This is a genomic window from Paraburkholderia sp. FT54, assembly GCF_031585635.1.
Lineage (GTDB): Bacteria > Pseudomonadota > Gammaproteobacteria > Burkholderiales > Burkholderiaceae > Paraburkholderia.
Map to the genome: position 1 here is coordinate 401,686 of NZ_CP134195.1, position 21,960 is coordinate 423,645.

The window sequence follows — 21,960 nt, forward strand, 5'->3', positions numbered from 1 at the left end:
CCGGCGACACAGGTATCATGAACAGAGGGACGCCGGTCCGGTCAGACCGGAAACGTCAGGAAACGAGCACTGCGCGCGCATTGCGCGCGATTGAACCAGGAACTCAGCATGAAAAAAACTTTCCGCATGGCGGCCGGCGTGCTGGCCATCGCTGCCGTTACGATCGGCTGCTCCGCGCAGGCCGACCAGGCCACCGACAAGCTCAAAGCCACGCTACAAACACGTCTGGCCGACGTGACGATCAAGAGCGTGACGAAGTCGCCGATCGCCGGCCTGTATGAAGTGAACCTCGGCGCGCAGATCGTGTATAGCGACGCAAACGGCGATTATCTGCTGCTCGGCGACATGGTCGACGCCAAGACCCGCAAGAATCTGACCGAAGCGCGCCTGGCGGAAACCAACCGTATCGATTTCGCGAGCCTGCCGTTCGCGAATGCGGTGAAGGTCGTGAAGGGCAACGGCGCGCGCAAGATCGCCGTATTCTCCGATCCGAACTGCCCGTACTGCAAGCAGCTCGAAACGTCGCTCAAGTCGATCGACAACGTGACCGTCTACACCTTCCTGTACCCGGTGCTGTCGCCGGATTCGACTGCAAAGTCGAAGTCGATCTGGTGCTCGACAGATCGGGCCAAGGCCTGGGAATCGTGGATGCAGGATCATCAGGCACCCACCGCCGCCGGCACCTGCGACACCGCCGCGATCGACAAGAACCTGGCGCTCGGCCACGCCATGAACGTCGACGGCACGCCCACGGTATTTCTCGCCGACGGCCGCCGTTTGCCGGGCGCCGTGCCGGCTGACCGGCTGGACAAAGAAATGTCCGCGGTGCACTGAGCACGCGCAACAAATCAAGCAAAGGAGGCGCGACGTGCGCCTCCTTTCGCATCAAGCCCAAACCTCCCCGCCTTACCTCTTCTAATCGCCGCCGATGAAGCCGATCCGCTACACCATCGTTCCCAAGCAACCCGCCGCCCACCTGTTCGAAGTCACCGTGACCGTCGCCGATCCCGATCCGGCCGGCCAGCGTTTCATGCTGCCGGTGTGGATTCCGGGCAGCTACATGGTGCGCGAGTTCGCGCGCAACATCGTGACGCTGCGCGCCGTCAACGACGCGGGCCGCAAGGTGCGTGTCGAGAAGACCGACAAGCACACGTGGCAGGCCGCGCCGGTCAAAGGCGCGCTGACGCTGCGCTACGAGGTCTATGCCTGGGATCTGTCGGTGCGCGCGGCGCATCTCGACGACACGACGGGCTTTTTCAACGGCACGAGCGTGTTCCTCTCGCCGCTCGGCCGTGAAGAGGCGCAGTGCGTGGTCGATATCCAGAAGCCGGAAGGCGCGGCGTATCGCAACTGGCGTGTGGCAACCGCGCTGCCGGAGGCGCGCGGTACGAAGCGCTACGGTTTCGGCGAGTATCGCGCGCAAAACTACGACGAGCTGATCGATCACCCCGTCACGCTTGGCGATTTTGCGCTGACGACGTTCAAGGCACATGGCGTGCCGCACGACATCGTGATCGCCGGGCGCGTGATCGGGCTCGACATGGCGCGGCTGTCCGCCGACCTGAAGCGCATTTGCGAAGCGCAGATCGCGTTGTTCGAGCCGAAGTCGAAGAAAGCGCCGGTGGATCGCTACGTCTTCATGACCCAAGCCGTCACCGATGGCTATGGCGGCCTCGAACACCGCGCTTCGACCGCACTGATCTGCAATCGCGGCGATCTGCCGGTGGAAGGGCGCGAAGCGCTCACCGAAGGCTACCGAACCTACCTCGGGCTATGCAGCCACGAATACTTTCACACCTGGAACGTGAAGCGCATCAAGCCGGCCGTGTTCGCGCCGTACGATCTGAGCGTCGAAAACTACACGTCGCTGTTGTGGCTGTTCGAGGGCTTCACCTCTTACTACGACGACCTGATCCTCGTACGCAGCGGCCTGATTTCGCAGGACGACTATTTCGGCATGCTCGGCAAGGTGATCGGCGGCGTGCAGCGCGGCAGCGGGCGTCTCAAGCAGACCGTCGCCGAAAGCTCGTTCGACGCGTGGGTCAAGTACTACCGCCAGGACGAGAACGCGCCGAACGCGATCGTCAGCTATTACACCAAGGGCTCGCTCGTCGCGCTCGCGTTCGATCTGACAATCCGCGCGCAAACCAGCAACCGCAAATCGCTCGACGACGTGATGCGTTTGTTGTGGCAGCGCTTCGGCCGTGACTTCTATCGCGGCAAACCGGTCGGCGTCGACGAAAGCGAGATCGAGGCAATTTTCGCGGAAGCGACTGGCGCGAAACTGGGCGAGTTGTTCGCCGAAGCCGTGCACGGCACGCGCGATCTGCCGCTCGACACGCTGCTCGAGCCGTTTGGCGTCGACATCGCGCCCGAGCTGGACAAGAACGGCAAGCCGTCGCTCGGCGCGCGCGTGCGCGGCGGCGCGGATTGCACGCTGGCAGCGGTGCACGACGGCAGCGCCGCGCAGAAAGCCGGACTTTCGGCGGGCGACGTACTGATCGCGCTCGACGGCCTACGTGTTACAGGCTCGAATCTTGACGGGCTGCTCGCGCGTTATCAGCCGGGTGCGAAAATCGAAGTTCACGCCTTCCGCCGCGACGAGCTGCGCACGGCGCAAGTGAAGCTGGACGGGCCTGAGGTGGCGCGCTACAAGCTCACCGCCAGCGACAAGCGGCCCGCTGCGCGCAAGGCGCGCGAGCGCTGGCTGGCAAGCTGATTGTAATTCGGACCGTCCCCAATGGGCGGCCCAAGGTGGCGGATTGTTCTACCAGTGCAACAATCCGTCGCCGCTGGATGGCTTTTTCCCGGGGCGGTAAATAAACACAATGGCTGCACTCGCGCAACATTGCGCGCCCCAACTGGAGTCACCATGACCACGATCCTGCAAATCAACTCGGCAGCCCGCTCGCAAGGCGCGAACTCGACATTGCTCGTCAGCGAGCTGACCGCCAAGCTGCAACAATCGAATCCGGGCGCGCAAGTCGTTGTCCGCAATCTGCAAGCCGAACCGCTGCCGCACCTGGACGACGCCGTCCTTGGCGCGTTCTTCACGCCGGCTGACCAACGCACGGCCGAGCAAGCCGCAATCGCCGCGCGCAGCGAAGCGCTGATCGCCGAACTGCAAGCCGCCGACATCGTCGTGATCGGCGCGCCGATGTATAACTTCGGCATCTCGTCGCAACTGAAGACGTACTTCGACTTCATTGCACGTGCCGGCATCACGTTCCAGTACACGGCGAACGGTCCGGAAGGTCTTGTGAAGGGCAAGAAGGTCTACGTCGTGTCGGCACGCGGCGGTAAGTATCTGGGCACGCCGCACGACAGCCAGACGCCGTACCTGAAGAGCTTCCTCGGCTTCCTCGGTATGACCGACGTGAACTTCATCTACGCCGAAGGCCTGAACATGGGCCCGGACGCTGCCGGCGCCGCATTGGCTGCCGCGCGCGAAGCGATCGCTGCTGCGTAAGGTTGGCTGCGCCGCTTGAATGCGGCGGATAGCTCACTGGAATGAAAAACGCCACGGACCCTGAGTCCGTGGCGTTTTTTGCTTTTGGCGCTGATGCGTGACGCCGGCGGTTTCAGGCGAGCATCTGCGCTGCGTCGGGCAGGCGCCAGTCGATGGGTTCGCGGCCGTGCCGCGCGAGGAATTCATTGGCCTTCGCGAAATGCCCACAGCCGAGAAAACCGCGATGCGCCGACAGCGGCGATGGATGCGGCGCCTCCAGCACGTAATGCGACTTGCCGCCGAGCAGCGCGCGCTTGGCTTGCGCATGCGCGCCCCACAGCATGAACACGAGGCCGTCGTGGCGCATTGCCAGTTCATGGATCAGCGTGTCGGTGCATTTCTCCCAGCCGCGTTTCGCGTGGCTGGCTGCTGAGTCACGCTCCACGGTCAGCACCGTGTTCAGCAGCAGCACGCCTTGCTTCGCCCATGTGTCGAGACAGCCGTGACGCGGCGTCTCGTGGCCGAGGCTCGCAGCGATCTCCTTGAAGATATTGCGCAGCGACGGCGGCGTGCGTACGTTCGGCGCCACGGAAAACGCGAGCCCGTGTGCTTGCGGCGTGCCGCGGTCTTCGCCGTGATACGGATCCTGGCCGAGGATGACCACTTTCACCTCGTCGGGGCTGGTCAGGCGGAGCGCGCGGAAGACGTCGGCGGGATAGACCGTTTTGCCGGCGGCGCGCTCATTGTCGACGAAACGGCAGAGCGGCGCGTAGGCGTCGCTTTCGATAAACGGTTTGAGATGCGCGCGCCATGCGGGCGGCAGGGCGTCGAATTGAGCCTCGAGCGTCGGCGGCGCGTTCGCGCCGGATTGCTGCGGCTGGAGGGGCGTCATGTCAGTGGCCGGTGGGGAGGCGGTATCGCCGAACAGCGAGGCTTGTGACGGATTGGAGCGGGTACGGGAAGCGGAGGTCATGGCGGGGAAGTGTCGCAGCAAACGGGGCGTTGCTCAAGGTGCGCGGCGGCGCGTCGTGTTTGCTCAACGTGAACGCAGGATAGACGTGCCGAATGTCCTGTGTACGAAGGCAATATTCGCCGCCGCTCTAGTGGCCCGGCAGCCTGAAATCCATGTTCGAGATCGCCGGGTAGGCAGGCGTCCGCTCCAGGTTGCGTTGCACCAACGGTAGCGGCCAGGAAGAAGGCATTCTTGACAGTCGGGCTCTGTCCTGGCCGTCTTTTCATAACGGCTTTAACACGGCTCAACCAGCCCGCAACTTATAACCGCGCTGCGCCTTGCTGATATTGTCGGGCGCGAGGCCGGCTATCTGCTTGCCGAGTTCCGACGCGAGCGCATGGAGCGCGGCTTCGTCGCCGGACTTCAGTTCGAGTTCGACTTCCGAAATCGGTGCGCGGCGCGTTTCTCCATCGACTTCGGCAAACACGTCGCCTTGATCGATCGCCGCTTCGACTTCCGAGCGATCCACTTCGACACGCCAAAGCGTCCGCATGAAATTCGTACGGAATAATTCGATCAGCTCAGGCGCGGCCCGACGCAAAGCATCCGCCGCGGACGGCTCGTCGCACTCGCGCAGCAACGCATCGATTTCCAGCTTTTCGCCCGCCACCGGCATTTCCCATTCATGCCGGCTGTGCAAACCGTCGCTGGCGTTGCCCACCGTCTTGAAAGTTTGTAGCCAGCCGTCCGGCGTCTGACGCAGACGCAAGGCGCTCTTCGAACTCGCCAGCGTCAGCGCAGGCGTGTCGAAGTAAATATTCACCAGCTTGACCGGGCGGCCCGCGGCGCCCGCCCGCGCGACGAACCACTGCGTCGCCGCCTGCACCTGCGCCGGCGGCAGCGCCAGCTTGATTTCGCGTTCCATGCCCATGATCTGCTCCGCTACGTACGCCGCGTGCCGTGTGCCGACAGCGCGCTCAGAAAAACATCCGAGCAAGCTCCACACCCGGCTCATCCGCGCGCATGAACGCCTCGCCGACGAGGAACGTATGCACGTCCATCTCACGCAGGCGCTCCACATCGGCACGCGACAGGATGCCCGACTCCGTGACGACGATGCGGTCGTCCGGAATTGCTTCGAGCATGCCGATCGTCGTTTCGATCGAGGTTTCGAAGGTGCGCAGATTGCGGTTATTGATGCCGATCAGCGGCGTTTTCAGCGTGAGCGATTCCATCAGCTCGTCGTGATCGTGCACTTCCACCAGCACGGCGAGACCCAGCGAATGCGCGAGCGCTTCGAGATCCTGCATCTGCGAGGTTTCGAGCGCGGCGGCGATCAGCAGGATCGCGTCGGCGCCCATCGCGCGGGCTTCGACGATCTGGTATGGATCGACGATAAAGTCCTTGCGCAGCACCGGCAAATTGCAGGCCGCGCGCGCTTGCTGCAGATACGCGACGCGGCCCTGGAAGAATTGCACGTCGGTGAGCACGGACAGGCAGGCCGCGCCGTGCTTTTCATACGAACGCGCGATCTCGGCCGGCACGAAGTGCTCGCGCAACACGCCTTTCGACGGGCTCGCCTTCTTGACTTCGGAGATCACCGCGGCGAGACCCGCCGCGTGCTTCGCGCGCAAGGCGCCGACGAAATCGCGCAGGTCGCGCGACGACGCTTCGAGGCGCAACTCTTCGAGCGGCGCGCTCTGTTCGGCCGCGCGGACTTCTTCGCGTTTGACCGCGATGATACGGTCGAGGATGTCGCTCATAAGTGTCTCGTTACGTGATTACTGCTTGAATTGCTGGGTGAAGCGGACCAGCTCGTCGACTTTCGCACGGGCCTTGCCGCTGGCGATCGTTTCGCGCGCCAGCTGGATGCCGTCCGCGATCGACGAAGCCACGTTCGCCGAATACAGCGCAGTGCCCGCATTCAGCGTGACGATCTCGCGGGCCACACCCGGTTTGTTGTCGAGTGCTTCGAGCAGCATCGCTTTCGATTCGGTGGCGTCGGCCACTTTCAGCGTGCGGTTCGACACCATCTGCATGCCGAAGTCTTCCGGGTGAATTTCGTACTCGTGGATCTGGCCGTCGCGCAACTCGCCGACTTGCGTCGCTGCGCCGAGTGAGACCTCGTCCATGCCGTCCATACCGTACACCACCAGCACGTGCTTCGCGCCGAGGCGCTGCATCACGCGCACCTGAATGCCGACGAGGTCCCCGTGGAACACGCCCATCAATTGATTGGGTGCGCCGGCCGGATTGGTCAGCGGCCCGAGAATGTTGAAGATGGTCCGCACGCCGAGTTCGCGGCGCACCGGCGCGATGTTCTTCATGGCCGGATGATGGTTCGGCGCGAACATGAAACCCATGCCGGTTTCCGCGATCGACGCCGCCACCTGTTCCGGCTGCAAATCGATATTCACGCCGAGCGCTTCGAGCACGTCCGCGCTGCCCGACTTGCTCGACACGCCGCGGCCGCCGTGCTTCGCGACCTTGGCGCCGGCCGCCGCCGAAACGAACATGGTTGCCGTAGAAATGTTGAAGGTATGCGAGCCGTCGCCGCCGGTGCCGACAATATCGACGAAGTTCGAGTTGTCCGGCACGTCGACGTGCCGGGCGAACTCACGCATCACCGTGGCGGCGGCGGTGATTTCGCCGATGGTCTCTTTTTTGACGCGTAAGCCGGTGATGATCGCGGCCGCCATCACGGGCGAGAGTTCGCCGCGCATGATGAGCCGCATCAGATGCAGCATTTCGTCGTGGAAAATCTCGCGGTGCTCGATGGTCCGTTGCAGCGCTTCCTGGGGCGTAATCGTCATGATGTCGTCTCTCTTCATCAAGCGTTGCGATTGGACGTTTGCGCGGCGGCGAGCTTCGACTGCTTCACGAAGTTTTCGAGCAGCGCGTGGCCGTGTTCGGACAGGATCGATTCCGGATGGAACTGCACGCCTTCAACGGCCAGTTCCTTGTGACGCACGCCCATGATCTCGCCGTCTTCGGTCCATGCCGATACTTCGAGGCAGTCGGGCAGCGATTCGCGTTCGATCGCAAGCGAGTGATAGCGTGTCACGACGAAATGTTTCGGCAGGTCGGCGAACACGCCCTTGCAGTCGGTTTCGATCGTGCTGACCTTGCCGTGCATGATGGTTTGCGCGCGCACCACGCGCCCGCCGAAGGCCTCGCCAATGGCCTGATGGCCGAGACACACGCCGAGAATCGGCGTCTTGCCGGCGAATTCGCGCAGCACGTCGAGCGTGATGCCGGCATGTTGCGGATTGCTCGGGCCAGGCGACAGGCAGATGCGCTCCGGGTTGAGCTTCGCGATTTCGTCCAGCGTGATTTCGTCGTTCCGGTAGGTGCGCACGTCTTCGCCGAGTTCGCCGAAGTACTGCACCAGGTTGTAGGTGAACGAGTCGTAGTTGTCGATCATGAGCAGCATGGTGTGTCTCCGGTCAGAAGTCGCTATCGAGGCCGTCTTGAACCTGTTCCGCGGCGCGTAACACGGCGCGCGCCTTGTTCTCGGTCTCTTGCCATTCGGATTCCGGCACCGAATCCGCGACTACACCCGCCGCCGCCTGCACATACAGATTGCCGTTCGCGATCACGCCGGTGCGGATCGTGATGGCCAGATCCATTTCGCCGGTGAACGACAGATAGCCGACCGCCCCGCCGTACAGGCCGCGCTTGATGGGTTCCAGTTCGTCGATCAATTCCATCGCGCGGACTTTCGGCGCGCCCGACAGCGTGCCGGCCGGGAAGGTGGCGCGCAGCACGTCGAAATTGGTGGTGCCGGGCTTCAGCTTCCCTTCGACGGAACTCACGATGTGCTGCACGTGCGAGTACTTTTCGATCACCATCTTGTCGGTGACGACCACCGAACCGATCTGCGCGATGCGGCCCACGTCGTTACGCGCGAGGTCGATGAGCATGACGTGTTCGGCGATTTCTTTCGGGTCGTTCAGCAGTTCGGTCGCGAGTTCAGCATCACGTTCCGGTGTGTTGCCGCGCGGGCGCGTGCCGGCGAGCGGCCGGATCGTGACGATACGATCCTCGCCGCGCTTTTCCTGGCGCACCAGAATTTCCGGCGATGCGCCGACCACATGGAAGTCGCCGAAGTTGTAGTAATACATATACGGCGACGGGTTCAGCGAGCGCAGCGCGCGGTACAGCGAGAGCGGATTGTCGCGGTACGGCTTGATCAGACGCTGGCCGACTTGCACCTGCATCAGTTCGCCGGCGGCGATGTATTCCTTCGCCTTGCGCACGGCCGCCAGATAGTCTTCTTTGGCGAATTCGCGATAGGTTTCGGTGCGCACGCTCGCCGAAGTGACCGGCGGCTGCACGGTGGTGCGCAAGCGCTGGCGCAGTTCGCGCAGACGCTGTTTGGCTTTCGTGTAGGCCTCGGGCTGCGTCGGGTCGGAGTACACCACCAGATAGAGCTTGCCCGCGAGATTGTCGATCACCGCGACTTCCTCGGTCAGCAGCAACTGGATGTCCGGCAGATTCAGGTCGTCTTTCGGCGCCGTGTGCGCGAGCTTTTTCTCGATGTAGCGCACCGCGTCGTAGCCGAAATAACCGGCCAGACCGCCCGCGAAACGCGGCAAGCCGGGGCGCTGCGCCACTTTGAAGCGGCCCTGGAATTGCTGGATGAATTCGAGCGGGTCGCCCTCGTGCGTCTCGACGACCTTGCCGTCGCGCACGACTTCCGACACGCCGTTGCAGGTGCGCAGCAGTGTGCGCGCCGGCAGGCCGATGAACGAATAGCGGCCGAACCGCTCGCCGCCCACCACCGATTCCAGCAGGAACGAGTTCGCGCCGTTGCGTTCGCTCTGCGCGAGCTTCAGGTACAGCGACAGCGGGGTTTCGAGGTCGGCGAGCGCTTCGGCGATCAGCGGAATGCGGTTGAAGCCCTCATTGGCGAGGGACTGGAATTCGAGTTCGGTCATGTTCCGATCCTGTACGGTGGTCCGGCGGCGGCGTGCGTCGGACAAAGCGGGTCATTGCGCGGCCGGTCAGGCGTTCGTTCGACGTTTCGACACGATGATACCGACCGGCGCGAGTTTCCCATCGACGCGTGCAAGGGGATTTCAGCGCACAACTGTACTTTGCGGGTACACGCAGGCCGAATCAACCGATGCAGCGAAACAAGATGATGGAAAAAACGCGTGAGCGCAGCGAAGTAAAAAACGGTTGCCGAAGACGAGCTTCAGCGTACCTCAGGCGAGGTTAGCGCGACCAGCGACGCCAGGGCCAGGCTCCCCGGTCGATGCTAATCAGACTCCGTTTTTTATTCAGAAACATGAGGATGAAGGACTTTTCAGGTCGTGGAATGGTGCGCTGCGATCGCCTTGGCGGCGTCGAGCAGCGAGCCAACTATACCATCGGATTTTATTGTTTGTATAGCTTGGCCATGGTTGTAGCCGTACGGCACCGTGAGCGTCGCCATGCCGGCCGCACGGCCTGCCAGCGCGTCGTTTTCCGAATCGCCGATGGCGACGGTGGCTTGCGGCTCGACGCCCAACTGTGCCGCCGCGGTGAGCATGGGCAGCGGATCCGGCTTCTTTTTCGCCAGACTGTCGCCGCCGAGCACGACGCTGAAATACTGCGCGAGCCCGTACTGTTGCAACAATTCCACCGCGAACCGATGCGGCTTGTTGGTCACGCAGGCGAGCTTGAGGCCGGCGTCGCGCATGGCGATCAGACCGGCTTCCACATTCGGATAAAGTCGCGTGTGCGTGCCGTTGATTTTCGCGTACTCCTCCTGATAGATCGCGAGCGCTTCGTCGAAGCGGTCTTGCGCGTGCTCCGTTTCGAAGCGCGGCGCCAGCACGCTGCGGATCAGATGCTCCGAACCCTTGCCGACGTAACCGACCACTTCCTCGCGCGACGTTTCCTCCGCGTCCAGTTGCGCAAGCATGCCGTTCAGGCCTGCGGTGAAGTCGTCGGCGGTATCGATCATCGTGCCGTCCAGGTCGATGATCGCGGCTTGCAGGCGTGGGCCGGTGAAAGTCGGAGCGGGGAACTGAGTGGTCATCGTGCGTGCAAGTTCTCAGTGTTGGATGTTGGCGAGTGCCGCGCGCATCTTCTCGATCACGACCTTGTGGTCGGGCTGGCCGAAAATCGCCGAACCGGCCACGAACGTGTCCGCGCCGGCCGCCGCGATTTCAGCGATGTTGTCGACCTTCACGCCGCCGTCCACTTCCAGGAAGATCTGACGGCCGGTGCGTTCCTTGTAGGCGTCGATTCGCTTGCGCGCTTCGCGCAGCTTGTTGAGCGCTTCGGGAATGAACGACTGGCCGCCGAAGCCCGGATTCACCGACATGATCAGCACGAGATCGAGCTTGTCCATGACGTGATCCAGATAGTTCAGCGACGTGGCCGGATTGAACACCAGCCCGGCCTTGCAGCCGTGGTCGCGGATCAGCGAGAGCGTGCGGTCGATATGGTCTGAGCCTTCCGGGTGAAAGCTGATCAGGTTCGCGCCGGCCTTGGCGAAGTCCGGCACGATGCGGTCGACCGGACGCACCATCAGGTGCACGTCGATCGGCACGTCGACGTGCGGGCGGATCGCTTCGCAGACGAGCGGACCGATGGTCAGGTTCGGCACGTAATGGTTGTCCATCACGTCGAAGTGAATCCAGTCGGCGCCGGCGGCGACGACGTTGCGGACTTCTTCGCCGAGGCGGGCGAAGTCGGCTGACAGAATGCTTGGAGCGATGCGGAATTGCGTCATGGCGGGGGCGGAGGCAAGCGGGAAAGCGCCATTTTACCGTTTTGTGCGCGGCCGTTCCGGTTCGCGGACGCTTTGAACCAGCCTCACGTTCAAGCGGCAGATGTAACCAAACGCCTTACTGGGCCCTGGCCAAAGGGATTTGTCCGGTTGCGGGCGTGCCGCGCATCAAGCAGAATGCCAAGACCATCAGCCCTGCATCGCCAATGCGCCCGCAAACCATTGGCGTTCGGGCTTCCCGCGATTTTTCACAGCCCGTTTCAGCAGACCGGAATCAGGATGAGCCAGTACGAATTCAGCGTCTCGGCGCAGGTGCAGTATCTGCCCGAAGAGTCGGACCCGGAGCGCCGCCAGTATGCGTTCGCATACACGCTGACTATCCGTAACACCGGCCAGGTGCCCGCGCAATTGATCGCGCGTCATTGGGTGATCACCGACAGCGACAAGAACGTGCAGGAAGTGAAAGGCCTGGGCGTGGTCGGCCATCAGCCCCTGCTCAAACCGGGCGAGCATTTCGAATACACGAGTTGGGCGGTGATCGCCACGCCGGTCGGCACCATGCGCGGAGAGTACTTTTGCGTGGCCGAGGACGCCGAGCGTTTCGAAGCCCCGGTGCCGGAGTTCATCCTGCGCATGCCGCGTACGTTGCATTGAACCGAGGGCGTGGCCCGCGGTCTTTAAGAAGCTCAATGCGCGGTGCAACGCGCAGCTTTACTGCGATTTTTGCTGCTTTTGCTGTTCACTCGCGTTGGCGCGCGCCGCTTTCTTCTTGCCGGACGACGTCCACACAACGATAAAGACGAGCAGGAAGAGCGCGAGGAGCGATTCCAGCGCGAAGATGAGCCTCGGGTATTCGTCGAACAGATCAGACATGGCGGTTTCCATCAAGAACGAACATTGTATGCGTTTTGTCCGCACGGCCGGAGCATGGCTCGGCGCGCTTTCGGTTGCGGTGATGCTGGCGTCCTGCGGCGGCGGCGGCGCACTCCGCTCGTCGGTTTCGCCGCCCACGGGTGCGGCGATCATACCTGGGCAGATCGCCGCGACACGGCTCACGGCCGTCGCGTGGCAGCAGGTGCCGGGTTGGCAGGACGATTCGTTGATCGGCGCGACGGCCGCGTTGCGGCAAAACTGCGTGAGGCTCGCGCGCCAACCGAACTGGGCGCGTGCATGTGCCGCGGCCTCGCAAATCGACGACCTCGACGTCACCAGTGCGCGGGCTTTTTTTGAGGCCTATTTCACGCCCTTCCAATTGGCGAACACCGACGGCACGCTCGACGGTCTGGTCACCGGCTACTACGAGCCCCTGCTGCGCGGTTCGCGTACGCGGCACGGTGTGTATCAGACCGCGCTGTATCGCTGGCCGTCGGGTTATCGCGCGGGCGCGCCGCTGCCGGCGCGTGCGCAACTCGAGCGCGCAGGTGTGCTCAACGGCAATGAACTCGTATGGGTCGATGACCCGATCGAAGCGTTCTTTCTGCAGGTGCAGGGCTCCGGGCGCATCGTGATGGAAGACGGCAGCGTGATGCGTCTGGGCTTTGGCGGCACCAACAATCAGCCGTACAAGTCCATTGGACGCTGGCTGCTGGATCGCGGCGAGCTCACGCCCGCGCAGGCCACCATGCAGGGCATCAAGTCGTGGGCGCGCGCGAACCCGACGCGCGTCGATGCGCTGCTCGATACGAATCCGCGCTTCGTGTTCTTCCGCGAGATGCCGTCCGGCGAAAGCGTGCCGAGCGGCGGCGCGGACGGCCCGATCGGCGCGCTGGGTGTGCCGCTGACGCCGGAACGGTCGATTGCGGTTGATCCGACTTCGATTCCACTGGGCACACCGGTGTTCTTGCAGACCACGCGTCCGTTGACGAACTCGCCGATGAATCGCCTTGTCTTCGCGCAAGACACAGGTTCCGCGATCAAGGGCGGCGTGCGCGCGGACTACTTCTGGGGCCTCGGCGACGACGCCGGCGATCTGGCCGGCAAGATGAAGCAAGGCGGCCGGATGTGGTTGTTGCTGCCGAATTCTTGAGGTTTGAGTAGCGCGCGGTACGGTACGTATCCGCCGCGCCGTGCGCTACTTCCTGCTCGTTACAGGCCCGACTTGCGCTTGTCCACCACGCGCCGCGCCTTGCCTACCGAGCGCTCGATCCCATTCACAGCCAGCACGTTCACCACCGCGCTCACACCGATCAGCGCCTTGATGTCATAGGTCAACGCCTGCCTGGCCGTGTTCAACGCGGCCGTGTCCGGCGCAGATTCCGGGCAAGGTTCGACGTTCAACGTCAGCACGTCGAGCGGGCCTTCCTTGGTCAGCACGATCTGATAGTGCGGCGCGAGCGCGTGCTGCTTGAGCAGCAGTTCTTCAATCTGCGTCGGGAACACGTTCACGCCGCGCACGATCATCATGTCGTCCGAGCGGCCGGTGATCTTCTCCATCCGGCGCATGGTGCGGGCGCTGCCTGGCAAGAGGCGCGTCAGGTCGCGCGTCCGGTAACGGACGATCGGCAGCGCCTCTTTGGTCAGCGACGTGAACACCAGTTCGCCGAGCTCGCCGTCCGGCAGCACCTTGCCCGTGTCGGGGTCGATGATCTCGGGATAGAAATGATCTTCCCAGATGGTCGGGCCGTCTTTCGTTTCCACGCACTCCGACGCCACACCCGGACCCATCACTTCGGACAGGCCATAGATGTCGACAGCGTCGATGCCCATGCGCTTTTCGATCGCCTGACGCATATCGTTGGTCCACGGTTCCGCGCCGAAGATGCCGATACGCAGCGAGCAACTTGCCGGGTCGATGCCCTGACGCTCGAGTTCGTCCGCAATCGAGAGCATGTAGCTCGGTGTCACCATGATGATGTCGGGCCGGAAGTCCTGGATCAGTTGCACCTGCTTTTCGGTCTGGCCGCCGCCGAACGGGATCACGGTGAGTCCCGCGCGTTCGGCGCCGTAGTGCGCGCCGAGACCGCCCGTGAAGAGGCCGTACCCGTAGCTCACGTGAACCTTGTCGCCACGCTTCGCGCCGGCGGCGCGGATCGAACGCGCGACGAGATTCGCCCACGTGTCGATATCGCGCGCGGTGTAGCCCACCACGGTCGGCTTGCCCGTCGTACCGGACGACGCGTGAATCCGGGAAATCTGGTCCTGCGGCACGGCGAACATTCCGAATGGGTAGCTGTCGCGCAGATCCTTCTTGGTGGTGAAGGGGAAACGCGCCAGGTCCGCGAGGGTTTTCACTTCGCTCGGGTGAACACCGGCTTCATCGAATTTTTTCCGATAGACCGGCGAGTTTTCATAAGCGTGATTCAACGACCATTTAAGCCGTTCAAGTTGGAGCGCGGCAAGTTCGTCGCGGCTGGCGGTCTCGATCGGATCGAGCGGAAGGGCGGTGGTCATCGAATGTCTCCTTGCTGCCTCAATGCTTGGGTCTGATGTACGTGCGCTTGCGCGCAAAAAACGGGGGGCTGGCTGCTATTCAAAGGTGTGGCGGCAAAGAGCCGCTACCGGGCCGCGAATCTGTCATGGGTTTGCTGCATGGTGTCTGGCAGTCATCGCGGGTTGCTGCGAGCTTGCTGCTGTCAATCGCCTGGCGGAATCAAATTGCCTTTGATTTGCGCCGATTTGCCGCGGAACATCGCAACGGTTTCTTCGGCACGGTTCGTGACGCGAATGTCGTAGATGCCGGTTCGGCCACTCAGCGTCTGCTCGACAGCTTCCGCCGTCAGCACGTCGCCGCCTCGCACGGGTCGCAGAAACTCGATCGAGCAGCCGGCGGCAACCGTGTTGACGTTGTACGTGTTGCAGGCGAACGCGAAGGTCGAATCCGCGAGCGTGAAAATCAGGCCGCCGTGGCAGATCTGATGGCCGTTCAGAAAGTCGTCGCGTACGGCCATGCGCAGGCGCGCGTATCCGGGGCGCACTTCGACGATTTCGAGGCCGAGCGCGCGGCTGCACGCGTCGTTCTCGTACATCGCCGCAGCAGTCGCGCGAGCGAGTTCGTCGGGCGTCATCTGGTTGGGGTGATTGGCTTGCGCGGACATGTTCAACGGCCCTCAAAGCGCGGCGCGCGCTTTTCAACGAAGGCTTGAACGCCTTCCGTGTAGTCGTTGGAAGCACCCAGTTGACGTTGCAAATCGCGTTCGAGATCGAGTTGCTGGTCGAGCGTTTGCGTTGCGCCCGCCCGCATGGCCTGCTTGATTGCGGCGATGGCGCGCGTGGGTTGTTGTGCAAGTTGGGTCGCGAGTTTCGCCGCGGCGGCGGCGAGCTCCGCGTCGTCGACTGCTTGCCAGATCAAGCCCCAGCTTTCGGCTTTTTCCGCGCTGAGTTTGTCGCCGGTGATGGCGAGGCCTAACGCGCGAGCCATGCCGACGCGCTGCGGCAGGAACCATGTGCCACCCGAGTCCGGTACGAGGCCGATTTTCACGAACGCCTGAATGAAGCTGGCGGAGCGAGCCGCGAGGACGAGGTCGCACGCGAGCGCGAGGTTGGCGCCCGCGCCGGCGGCCGTACCGTTCACCGCGGCGATGACTGGCAGCGGCAAAGCTTGCAGACGGCGGATCAGCGGATTGAAATGTTGTTCGATCAGTTCACCCAGATCGGTCATGGCGCCTGGTGTGAAGTCGAGGTCGGCGAGATCCTGCCCGGCGCAAAAGCCGCGGCCCGCGCCGGTGAGCACAAGCGCGCGGGCGCCGGACGTTTCGACCTCGTCGAGCGCGGCGCTCAGTTCCTGATGCATCGCGCGCGTGAAGCTGTTGAGTTTGTCCGGCCGGTTCAGCGTGATGGTTGCGACATGGTTCGATGCGTCGATGTCCAGTCGAATCGCTTCATATGACATTGGGTGTCTCCTCAAAGTCTCTTTGACCGATGGGCCCTGTGGCGTTGATGTCAGATCCGCTCGATGACCAGCGCGATGCCCTGGCCCACGCCGATGCACATCGTGCAAAGCGCAAAGCGGCCGTTGGTCCTCTCCAACTGGTACAGCGCGGTCGTGATCAGCCGCGCGCCCGAAGCACCCAGCGGATGCCCAAGCGCAATCGCGCCGCCGTTCGGATTGACGCGCGGGTCGTCGTCGCGCAGACCGAGCGCGCGCAGAACGGCCAGACCCTGCGATGCGAAGGCTTCGTTCAGCTCGATCACATCGAGTTGTTCGAGTGTCATGCCGAGTTGCTTCAACAGCTTTTGTGTGGCCGGGGCCGGACCGATGCCCATGATGCGCGGCTCGACGCCTGCTGTTGCCATGCCCACCACGCGGGCGCGGCGACGCAGGTCGTATTGATCGGCGGCCTGCTGGTTCGCGAGCAACAGCGCGCACGCCCCGTCGTTCACGCCCGACGCATTGCCGGCCGTCACGCTGCCGTCCGGACGAACCACGCCCTTGAGCTTGCCCAAACTTTCGAGCGAAGTTTCGCGTGGGTGTTCGTCGTGCAGCACGCGTATGGGGTCACCCTTCTTCTGGGCGATGTCGACGCCGACAATTTCCTGGGCCAGCGTCCCGTCCTGCTGGGCGCGAGCCGCTTTTTGCTGGCTCGCCAGCGCGAACGCGTCCTGATCAGCACGGCTCACGCTGAATTCGACCGCCACGTTCTCCGCGGTCTCGGGCATCGAGTCAACGCCGTATTGACGTTTCATCAGCGGATTGATGAAGCGCCAGCCGATGGTCGTGTCGTAAATGTCGGCCTGGCGCGAGAACGCGCTAGTCGCCTTGCCCATGACGAACGGCGCACGCGTCATGCTTTCGACGCCGCCGGCGATCATCAGGCGTGCTTCCCCCGCCTTGATTGCGCGCGCCGCGGTGCCGACTGCGTCCATACCGGAGCCGCACAAGCGGTTGATGGTTGCGCCGGGCGCTTCGGTGGGCAAGCCGGCCAGCAACGCCGACATACGGGCGACGTTGCGATTGTCTTCGCCGGCCTGGTTCGCGCAGCCGTAAATGACGTCGTCAAGAGCGCGCCAGTCGACGCCGGGATTGCGTTCGATCAGCGCCTTGATCGGCACCGCGCCGAGGTCGTCGGCGCGGACATCTTTCAAGGCGCCGCCGTAGCGGCCGATTGGAGTGCGAATCGCATCGCAAATGAAGGCGTCGTTCATATGGATTCCTGCTGGACGGATCGGCGTGAGGTGCCGATCCGATGTCTCATGTTAGTTGGGGTGCGCAGCCCGGTCCATTCGGCCAAACGGCATAGGACGAAAGCCGTGCTTTGTCTTATGCCATTCAGCCAGCTACCGCCGGCGCCGCTTTGGGTTCAACATGAACGCGGCTTTGAACTACGCGGAAGCGATTCGCGACGAAGGCGGCGTCAGCCAACGCAGCATTGGCGGCCGGGTTTGCGCCCGTGCCGTGGAAGTCCGAGAAGGCAGCCGATTGATTGACAAACACACCGCCTGTGAGATTGATCGACAAGGCGACGCCGCCGCGGATCGATGCTTCGTGCGCTTCTTCGAGCACCGCTTCGTCCGTGCTGTACACCGACAGCGTCAGCGCGCCATGCTCGGCGGCGATTGCGCCGGCGAGGTCGAGCGACTGCGCAGTCGAGTCCGTCGCTATCACGAACGAGATCGGCCCGAACCATTCTTTGGTGAACTGCGCGTGGTCGGTGGCGGCATCCAGTTGGAGCACGAGCGGCGTGCGCACGCGTGCACCGGCGAAAGCGGGATGTTCGAGCGTCAGGCTCTCGACGAGAACGCGGCCGCGTTTTGCGGCTTCGTCGATGCGGCGGGTCACGCCTTCGTTCTGAATCGCGCCAAGTAGTTCGACAGCGCGGGCCGGGTCGGCGACGAGTTTTTGCACAGCGCCGGCAATGGCTTGGGCAACTTCGTCAAAACTGAGCGTACCTTCCGAAGTGCGGATGCCGCCGCGCGGCACGTAGACATTTTGCGGCGCGGTGCACATCTGGCCGGAGTACAGCGCCAGCGAGAACGCGATGTTGCGGGCCGCGGCCTTGATGTCGTCGACCGAGTCGATCACGATCTGGTTCACGCCGGCTTTTTCGGTGTAGACCTGCGCCTGGTGCGCGTTGCGCTCGAGCCACGTGCCGTTTAGCGTGCTGCCCGTGAAGTCGATGAGTTTGATTTCAGGGCGCAGGGCCAAGTCTTGGACGAGTGCGCCGTCGTTCGGCTCGGTAGCCAGCAAGGTGACGACGTTCGGATCGAAACCCGCTTCGCGCAAAACGTCACGCGCGATTCGTACGGTCAGCGCGAGCGGCAGAATTGCGCCCGGATGCGGCTTGACGATGACCGTGTTGCCCGTGGCCAGATCGGCGAAGAGGCCCGGATAGCCGTTCCACGTCGGGAAGGTGCAGCAGCCGAGCACGAGGCCGGTGCCGCGCGGCACGACGGTGTAACGCTTGTGCATGGCGAGCGGCGGATTCTTGCCTTGCGGCTTTTCCCAGTGAGCGTCGCCGGGAATGCGGCGCAATTGGTCCCACGCGTACACGACGGCTTCCAGCGCGCGGTCTTGTGCGTGCGGGCCGCCGGCCTGGAAGGCCATCATGAAAGCCTGACCGGTCGTGTGCATCACGCTGAAGCCAATTTCGAAGCTGGCGCGATTCACGCGAGCAAGGATTTCGAGGCACACGCCGATCCATGCCTGCGGGCCTGCCGCGCGCCAGTCGCGCTGGGCCGCGGCGGCGGCCGCGATCAAGGCAGCGGGATCAGCCTTCGGGTAGCGCACGCCGAGTGGGAATCCGAAAGGCGAGACTTCCGCGCCGACAGTTTCGCCCGTCGACGGTTGGTCCAGTTGGAACGCGGTATTGAGATGCGCTTTGAATGCGGCTTCGCCGTCCGCGTTAGCTGATTCCCCGTACACTTTCGGACTGGGCATTTCGACGAACGGGCTCCAGTAGCCGCGCGTTTCAACCGCGGTGAGTGCCTTTTGCAGCGTGTCTTCGTGCTTGGTGAATAGCGGATGTGTCATGGCAGGGGGCTTGGCTGTACGTTGGGGAAAAGCCTGTCGAATAATTGACCGACCGGTTGGTTGGTGAATGGTAGCATTATTAAGATGGCCACGCGAAGTGTTTTCGCGCGCAAATTTTCTACCCTTAGGAGGCGGCATGGCTTACGAGAACATTCTGGTTGAGACGCGGGGACGGGTCGGCTTGGTCACGTTGAATCGCCCGAAGGCGTTGAACGCCTTGAACGACGCATTGATGGACGAACTGGGGGCGGTGCTGCGAGAGTTCGATGCCGATGACGCTATTGGCGCGATCGTGGTCACGGGCAGCGAAAAGGCGTTCGCGGCCGGTGCTGACATCGGCATGATGTCCACCTATAGCTATATGGATGTCTACAAGGGTGACTACATCACCCGCAACTGGGAAACCGTTCGCTCCATTCGTAAGCCGATTATTGCGGCGGTGGCTGGCTTCGCGCTCGGAGGCGGCTGCGAATTGGCGATGATGTGCGACATCATTTTTGCCGCCGACACGGCAAAGTTCGGTCAACCGGAAATCAAGCTCGGCATCATGCCGGGCGCCGGCGGTACGCAGCGTTTGCCGCGTGCCGTTTCCAAGGCGAAGGCAATGGATCTCTGCCTGACAGCGCGTTTCATGGACGCTGCCGAAGCTGAGCGCGCCGGATTGGTGTCGCGTGTAATTCCGGCTGCTTCTCTGGTCGACGAGGCGGTAGCTGCGGCTGCGACGATCGCTGAATTCCCTCTGCCGGCCGTGATGATGGTGAAGGAATCGGTCAACCGCGCCTATGAAACGACGCTGGCGGAAGGCGTGCATTTCGAGCGCCGCTTGTTCCATTCGCTCTTCGCTACAGAAGATCAGAAGGAAGGTATGGCCGCGTTCGTAGAGAAGCGTAAACCGGTTTTTAGGCATCGCTAATACGCTTGTCAAAATAACGCTTGCAAGGCGGAGTGGGGCTCGCTAGAATCTCGCTCTTTCGTGCTCCGGACAGCGGGGCGCGGGAGGCGGGAGAGCCAGCAGTGGCAAGGCTTCCAGCGAAGTGGGCAGGTTCAGGAAGTTGGAAAAACCTGTTGACGGCGTAGCGGAAGTTCTTCATAATCTCGTTTCTCTGCTGCAGATGCAGCGACGCAGAACGAAGCGGTGCCGGGTGGTTGAAGTGTGGTGCTGGTTTGGTAGTGAATGCGTAACCGATCTTTAAAAATTAACAGCCGATAAGTGTGGGCGCTTGATGCGCGACGCGAGGCGGATCCTCCGGGGTCTGCCGCAAAGCGAAAGTATCAAGTCTCACACAGTAATGAAAGGAAGGTTTTTTCATCGCGAGATGGAAAGATCATTCGTCAGTACGTTGAGTGAGCGACCGGTTCTTAACTGAACCGAAAACAGTAACAGGTTTGAACTGAAGAGTTTGATCCTGGCTCAGATTGAACGCTGGCGGCATGCCTTACACATGCAAGTCGAACGGCAGCACGGGGGCAACCCTGGTGGCGAGTGGCGAACGGGTGAGTAATACATCGGAACGTGTCCTGTAGTGGGGGATAGCCCGGCGAAAGCCGGATTAATACCGCATGCGATCTGCGGATGAAAGCGGGGGATCTTCGGACCTCGCGCTGCAGGGGCGGCCGATGGCAGATTAGCTAGTTGGTGGGGTAAAGGCCTACCAAGGCGACGATCTGTAGCTGGTCTGAGAGGACGACCAGCCACACTGGGACTGAGACACGGCCCAGACTCCTACGGGAGGCAGCAGTGGGGAATTTTGGACAATGGGGGCAACCCTGATCCAGCAATGCCGCGTGTGTGAAGAAGGCCTTCGGGTTGTAAAGCACTTTTGTCCGGAAAGAAATCCTCTGCCCTAATACGGCGGGGGGATGACGGTACCGGAAGAATAAGCACCGGCTAACTACGTGCCAGCAGCCGCGGTAATACGTAGGGTGCAAGCGTTAATCGGAATTACTGGGCGTAAAGCGTGCGCAGGCGGTTCGCTAAGACAGATGTGAAATCCCCGGGCTTAACCTGGGAACTGCATTTGTGACTGGCGGGCTAGAGTATGGCAGAGGGGGGTAGAATTCCACGTGTAGCAGTGAAATGCGTAGAGATGTGGAGGAATACCGATGGCGAAGGCAGCCCCCTGGGCCAATACTGACGCTCATGCACGAAAGCGTGGGGAGCAAACAGGATTAGATACCCTGGTAGTCCACGCCCTAAACGATGTCAACTAGTTGTCGGGTCTTCATTGACTTGGTAACGTAGCTAACGCGTGAAGTTGACCGCCTGGGGAGTACGGTCGCAAGATTAAAACTCAAAGGAATTGACGGGGACCCGCACAAGCGGTGGATGATGTGGATTAATTCGATGCAACGCGAAAAACCTTACCTACCCTTGACATGTATGGAATCCTGCTGAGAGGTGGGAGTGCCCGAAAGGGAGCCATAACACAGGTGCTGCATGGCTGTCGTCAGCTCGTGTCGTGAGATGTTGGGTTAAGTCCCGCAACGAGCGCAACCCTTGTCCCTAGTTGCTACGCAAGAGCACTCTAGGGAGACTGCCGGTGACAAACCGGAGGAAGGTGGGGATGACGTCAAGTCCTCATGGCCCTTATGGGTAGGGCTTCACACGTCATACAATGGTCGGAACAGAGGGTCGCCAACCCGCGAGGGGGAGCCAATCCCAGAAAACCGATCGTAGTCCGGATCGCACTCTGCAACTCGAGTGCGTGAAGCTGGAATCGCTAGTAATCGCGGATCAGCATGCCGCGGTGAATACGTTCCCGGGTCTTGTACACACCGCCCGTCACACCATGGGAGTGGGTTTTACCAGAAGTGGCTAGTCTAACCGCAAGGAGGACGGTCACCACGGTAGGATTCATGACTGGGGTGAAGTCGTAACAAGGTAGCCGTATCGGAAGGTGCGGCTGGATCACCTCCTTTCTCGAGCTGGA

Annotated in this window: 20 protein-coding genes and 1 rRNA gene; 7 read left to right on the plus strand and 14 right to left on the minus strand. The window is 62.4% G+C overall.

Annotated features, from left to right (window positions below):
• Window positions 1-108 precede the first annotated feature (108 nt).
• From RI103_RS01935 to RI103_RS01945, 3 genes are all read left to right on the plus strand, one after another.
• A complete protein-coding gene (locus RI103_RS01935) occupies window positions 109-834 on the plus strand; it encodes a DsbC family protein (RefSeq protein ID WP_310813766.1) in 726 nt (241 codons plus the stop codon).
• 94 nt (window positions 835-928) lie between these two features.
• On the plus strand, window positions 929-2,719 hold the full coding sequence (locus RI103_RS01940) for a PDZ domain-containing protein (RefSeq protein ID WP_310813767.1): 1,791 nt from the start codon (window positions 929-931) through the stop codon (window positions 2,717-2,719).
• A 153-nt stretch (window positions 2,720-2,872) separates the two neighbouring features.
• A complete protein-coding gene (locus tag RI103_RS01945) occupies window positions 2,873-3,469 on the plus strand; it encodes an NAD(P)H-dependent oxidoreductase (protein WP_310813768.1) in 597 nt (198 codons plus the stop codon).
• Between the two features lie 112 nt (window positions 3,470-3,581).
• Here the strand turns inward: RI103_RS01945 and RI103_RS01950 are convergent, their stop codons facing one another.
• The 8 genes from RI103_RS01950 to rpe all read right to left on the minus strand — a co-directional run bounded on the left by RI103_RS01950 (window position 3,582) and on the right by rpe (window position 11,127).
• Complete coding sequence (locus RI103_RS01950) at window positions 3,582-4,421, minus strand: uracil-DNA glycosylase (protein ID WP_310813769.1); 840 nt, start codon at window positions 4,419-4,421, stop codon at window positions 3,582-3,584.
• Between the two features lie 283 nt (window positions 4,422-4,704).
• Entirely contained in the window at window positions 4,705-5,331 is a 627-nt protein-coding gene (locus tag RI103_RS01955) for a CYTH domain-containing protein (RefSeq protein ID WP_310813770.1), read from the minus strand.
• Window positions 5,332-5,377: 46 nt separating this feature from the next.
• Window positions 5,378-6,163 carry an indole-3-glycerol phosphate synthase TrpC gene (gene trpC / locus RI103_RS01960; RefSeq protein ID WP_310813771.1) on the minus strand — a complete coding sequence of 262 codons (786 nt, stop codon included), beginning with the start codon at window positions 6,161-6,163 and terminating at the stop codon, window positions 5,378-5,380.
• A gap of 18 nt (window positions 6,164-6,181) precedes the next feature.
• Entirely contained in the window at window positions 6,182-7,213 is a 1,032-nt protein-coding gene (gene trpD / locus RI103_RS01965; protein ID WP_310813772.1) for an anthranilate phosphoribosyltransferase, read from the minus strand.
• Between the two features lie 17 nt (window positions 7,214-7,230).
• Entirely contained in the window at window positions 7,231-7,833 is a 603-nt protein-coding gene (locus tag RI103_RS01970) for an aminodeoxychorismate/anthranilate synthase component II (protein ID WP_310813773.1), read from the minus strand.
• A gap of 13 nt (window positions 7,834-7,846) precedes the next feature.
• The gene (gene trpE / locus RI103_RS01975; protein ID WP_310813774.1) at window positions 7,847-9,340 is read right to left on the minus strand and encodes an anthranilate synthase component I; all 1,494 of its coding nucleotides are present in this window, start codon (window positions 9,338-9,340) and stop codon (window positions 7,847-7,849) included.
• 371 nt (window positions 9,341-9,711) lie between these two features.
• Window positions 9,712-10,428, minus strand: a complete 717-nt coding sequence (locus RI103_RS01980) for a phosphoglycolate phosphatase (RefSeq protein WP_310813775.1) — start codon at window positions 10,426-10,428, stop codon at window positions 9,712-9,714.
• 15 nt (window positions 10,429-10,443) lie between these two features.
• Window positions 10,444-11,127, minus strand: a complete 684-nt coding sequence (gene rpe / locus RI103_RS01985) for a ribulose-phosphate 3-epimerase (protein WP_310813776.1) — start codon at window positions 11,125-11,127, stop codon at window positions 10,444-10,446.
• A 276-nt stretch (window positions 11,128-11,403) separates the two neighbouring features.
• Here rpe and apaG point away from each other — a divergent pair, with 276 nt between their 5' ends.
• Window positions 11,404-11,778, plus strand: coding sequence for a Co2+/Mg2+ efflux protein ApaG (gene apaG, locus RI103_RS01990; RefSeq protein WP_310813777.1), 375 nt, complete (start codon window positions 11,404-11,406; stop codon window positions 11,776-11,778).
• Window positions 11,779-11,835: 57 nt separating this feature from the next.
• Here apaG and RI103_RS01995 read toward each other — a convergent pair whose 3' ends face one another.
• Window positions 11,836-11,997, minus strand: coding sequence for a hypothetical protein (locus RI103_RS01995; RefSeq protein ID WP_310813778.1), 162 nt, complete (start codon window positions 11,995-11,997; stop codon window positions 11,836-11,838).
• A 28-nt stretch (window positions 11,998-12,025) separates the two neighbouring features.
• Between RI103_RS01995 and RI103_RS02000 the strand changes: the two genes are divergently transcribed.
• Complete coding sequence (locus RI103_RS02000) at window positions 12,026-13,150, plus strand: MltA domain-containing protein (RefSeq protein WP_310813779.1); 1,125 nt, start codon at window positions 12,026-12,028, stop codon at window positions 13,148-13,150.
• A gap of 59 nt (window positions 13,151-13,209) precedes the next feature.
• Here RI103_RS02000 and paaK read toward each other — a convergent pair whose 3' ends face one another.
• The 5 genes from paaK to paaN form a co-directional block, all read right to left on the minus strand.
• Window positions 13,210-14,514, minus strand: a complete 1,305-nt coding sequence (gene paaK, locus RI103_RS02005) for a phenylacetate--CoA ligase PaaK (protein WP_310813780.1) — start codon at window positions 14,512-14,514, stop codon at window positions 13,210-13,212.
• A 182-nt stretch (window positions 14,515-14,696) separates the two neighbouring features.
• Entirely contained in the window at window positions 14,697-15,158 is a 462-nt protein-coding gene (paaI, locus tag RI103_RS02010; protein ID WP_310813781.1) for a hydroxyphenylacetyl-CoA thioesterase PaaI, read from the minus strand.
• A 2-nt stretch (window positions 15,159-15,160) separates the two neighbouring features.
• Complete coding sequence (paaG, locus tag RI103_RS02015; RefSeq protein WP_310813782.1) at window positions 15,161-15,952, minus strand: 2-(1,2-epoxy-1,2-dihydrophenyl)acetyl-CoA isomerase PaaG; 792 nt, start codon at window positions 15,950-15,952, stop codon at window positions 15,161-15,163.
• A 50-nt stretch (window positions 15,953-16,002) separates the two neighbouring features.
• Window positions 16,003-17,205, minus strand: a complete 1,203-nt coding sequence (gene pcaF / locus RI103_RS02020) for a 3-oxoadipyl-CoA thiolase (RefSeq protein WP_310813783.1) — start codon at window positions 17,203-17,205, stop codon at window positions 16,003-16,005.
• 124 nt (window positions 17,206-17,329) lie between these two features.
• Window positions 17,330-19,030, minus strand: a complete 1,701-nt coding sequence (paaN, locus tag RI103_RS02025; protein ID WP_310813784.1) for a phenylacetic acid degradation protein PaaN — start codon at window positions 19,028-19,030, stop codon at window positions 17,330-17,332.
• Between the two features lie 136 nt (window positions 19,031-19,166).
• Between paaN and RI103_RS02030 the strand changes: the two genes are divergently transcribed.
• Together RI103_RS02030 and RI103_RS02035 are read left to right on the plus strand one after the other, a co-directional pair.
• Window positions 19,167-19,943, plus strand: coding sequence for an enoyl-CoA hydratase (locus tag RI103_RS02030; RefSeq protein WP_310813785.1), 777 nt, complete (start codon window positions 19,167-19,169; stop codon window positions 19,941-19,943).
• Between the two features lie 475 nt (window positions 19,944-20,418).
• A 16S ribosomal RNA gene (locus tag RI103_RS02035) occupies window positions 20,419-21,949 on the plus strand.
• Window positions 21,950-21,960 lie beyond the last annotated feature (11 nt).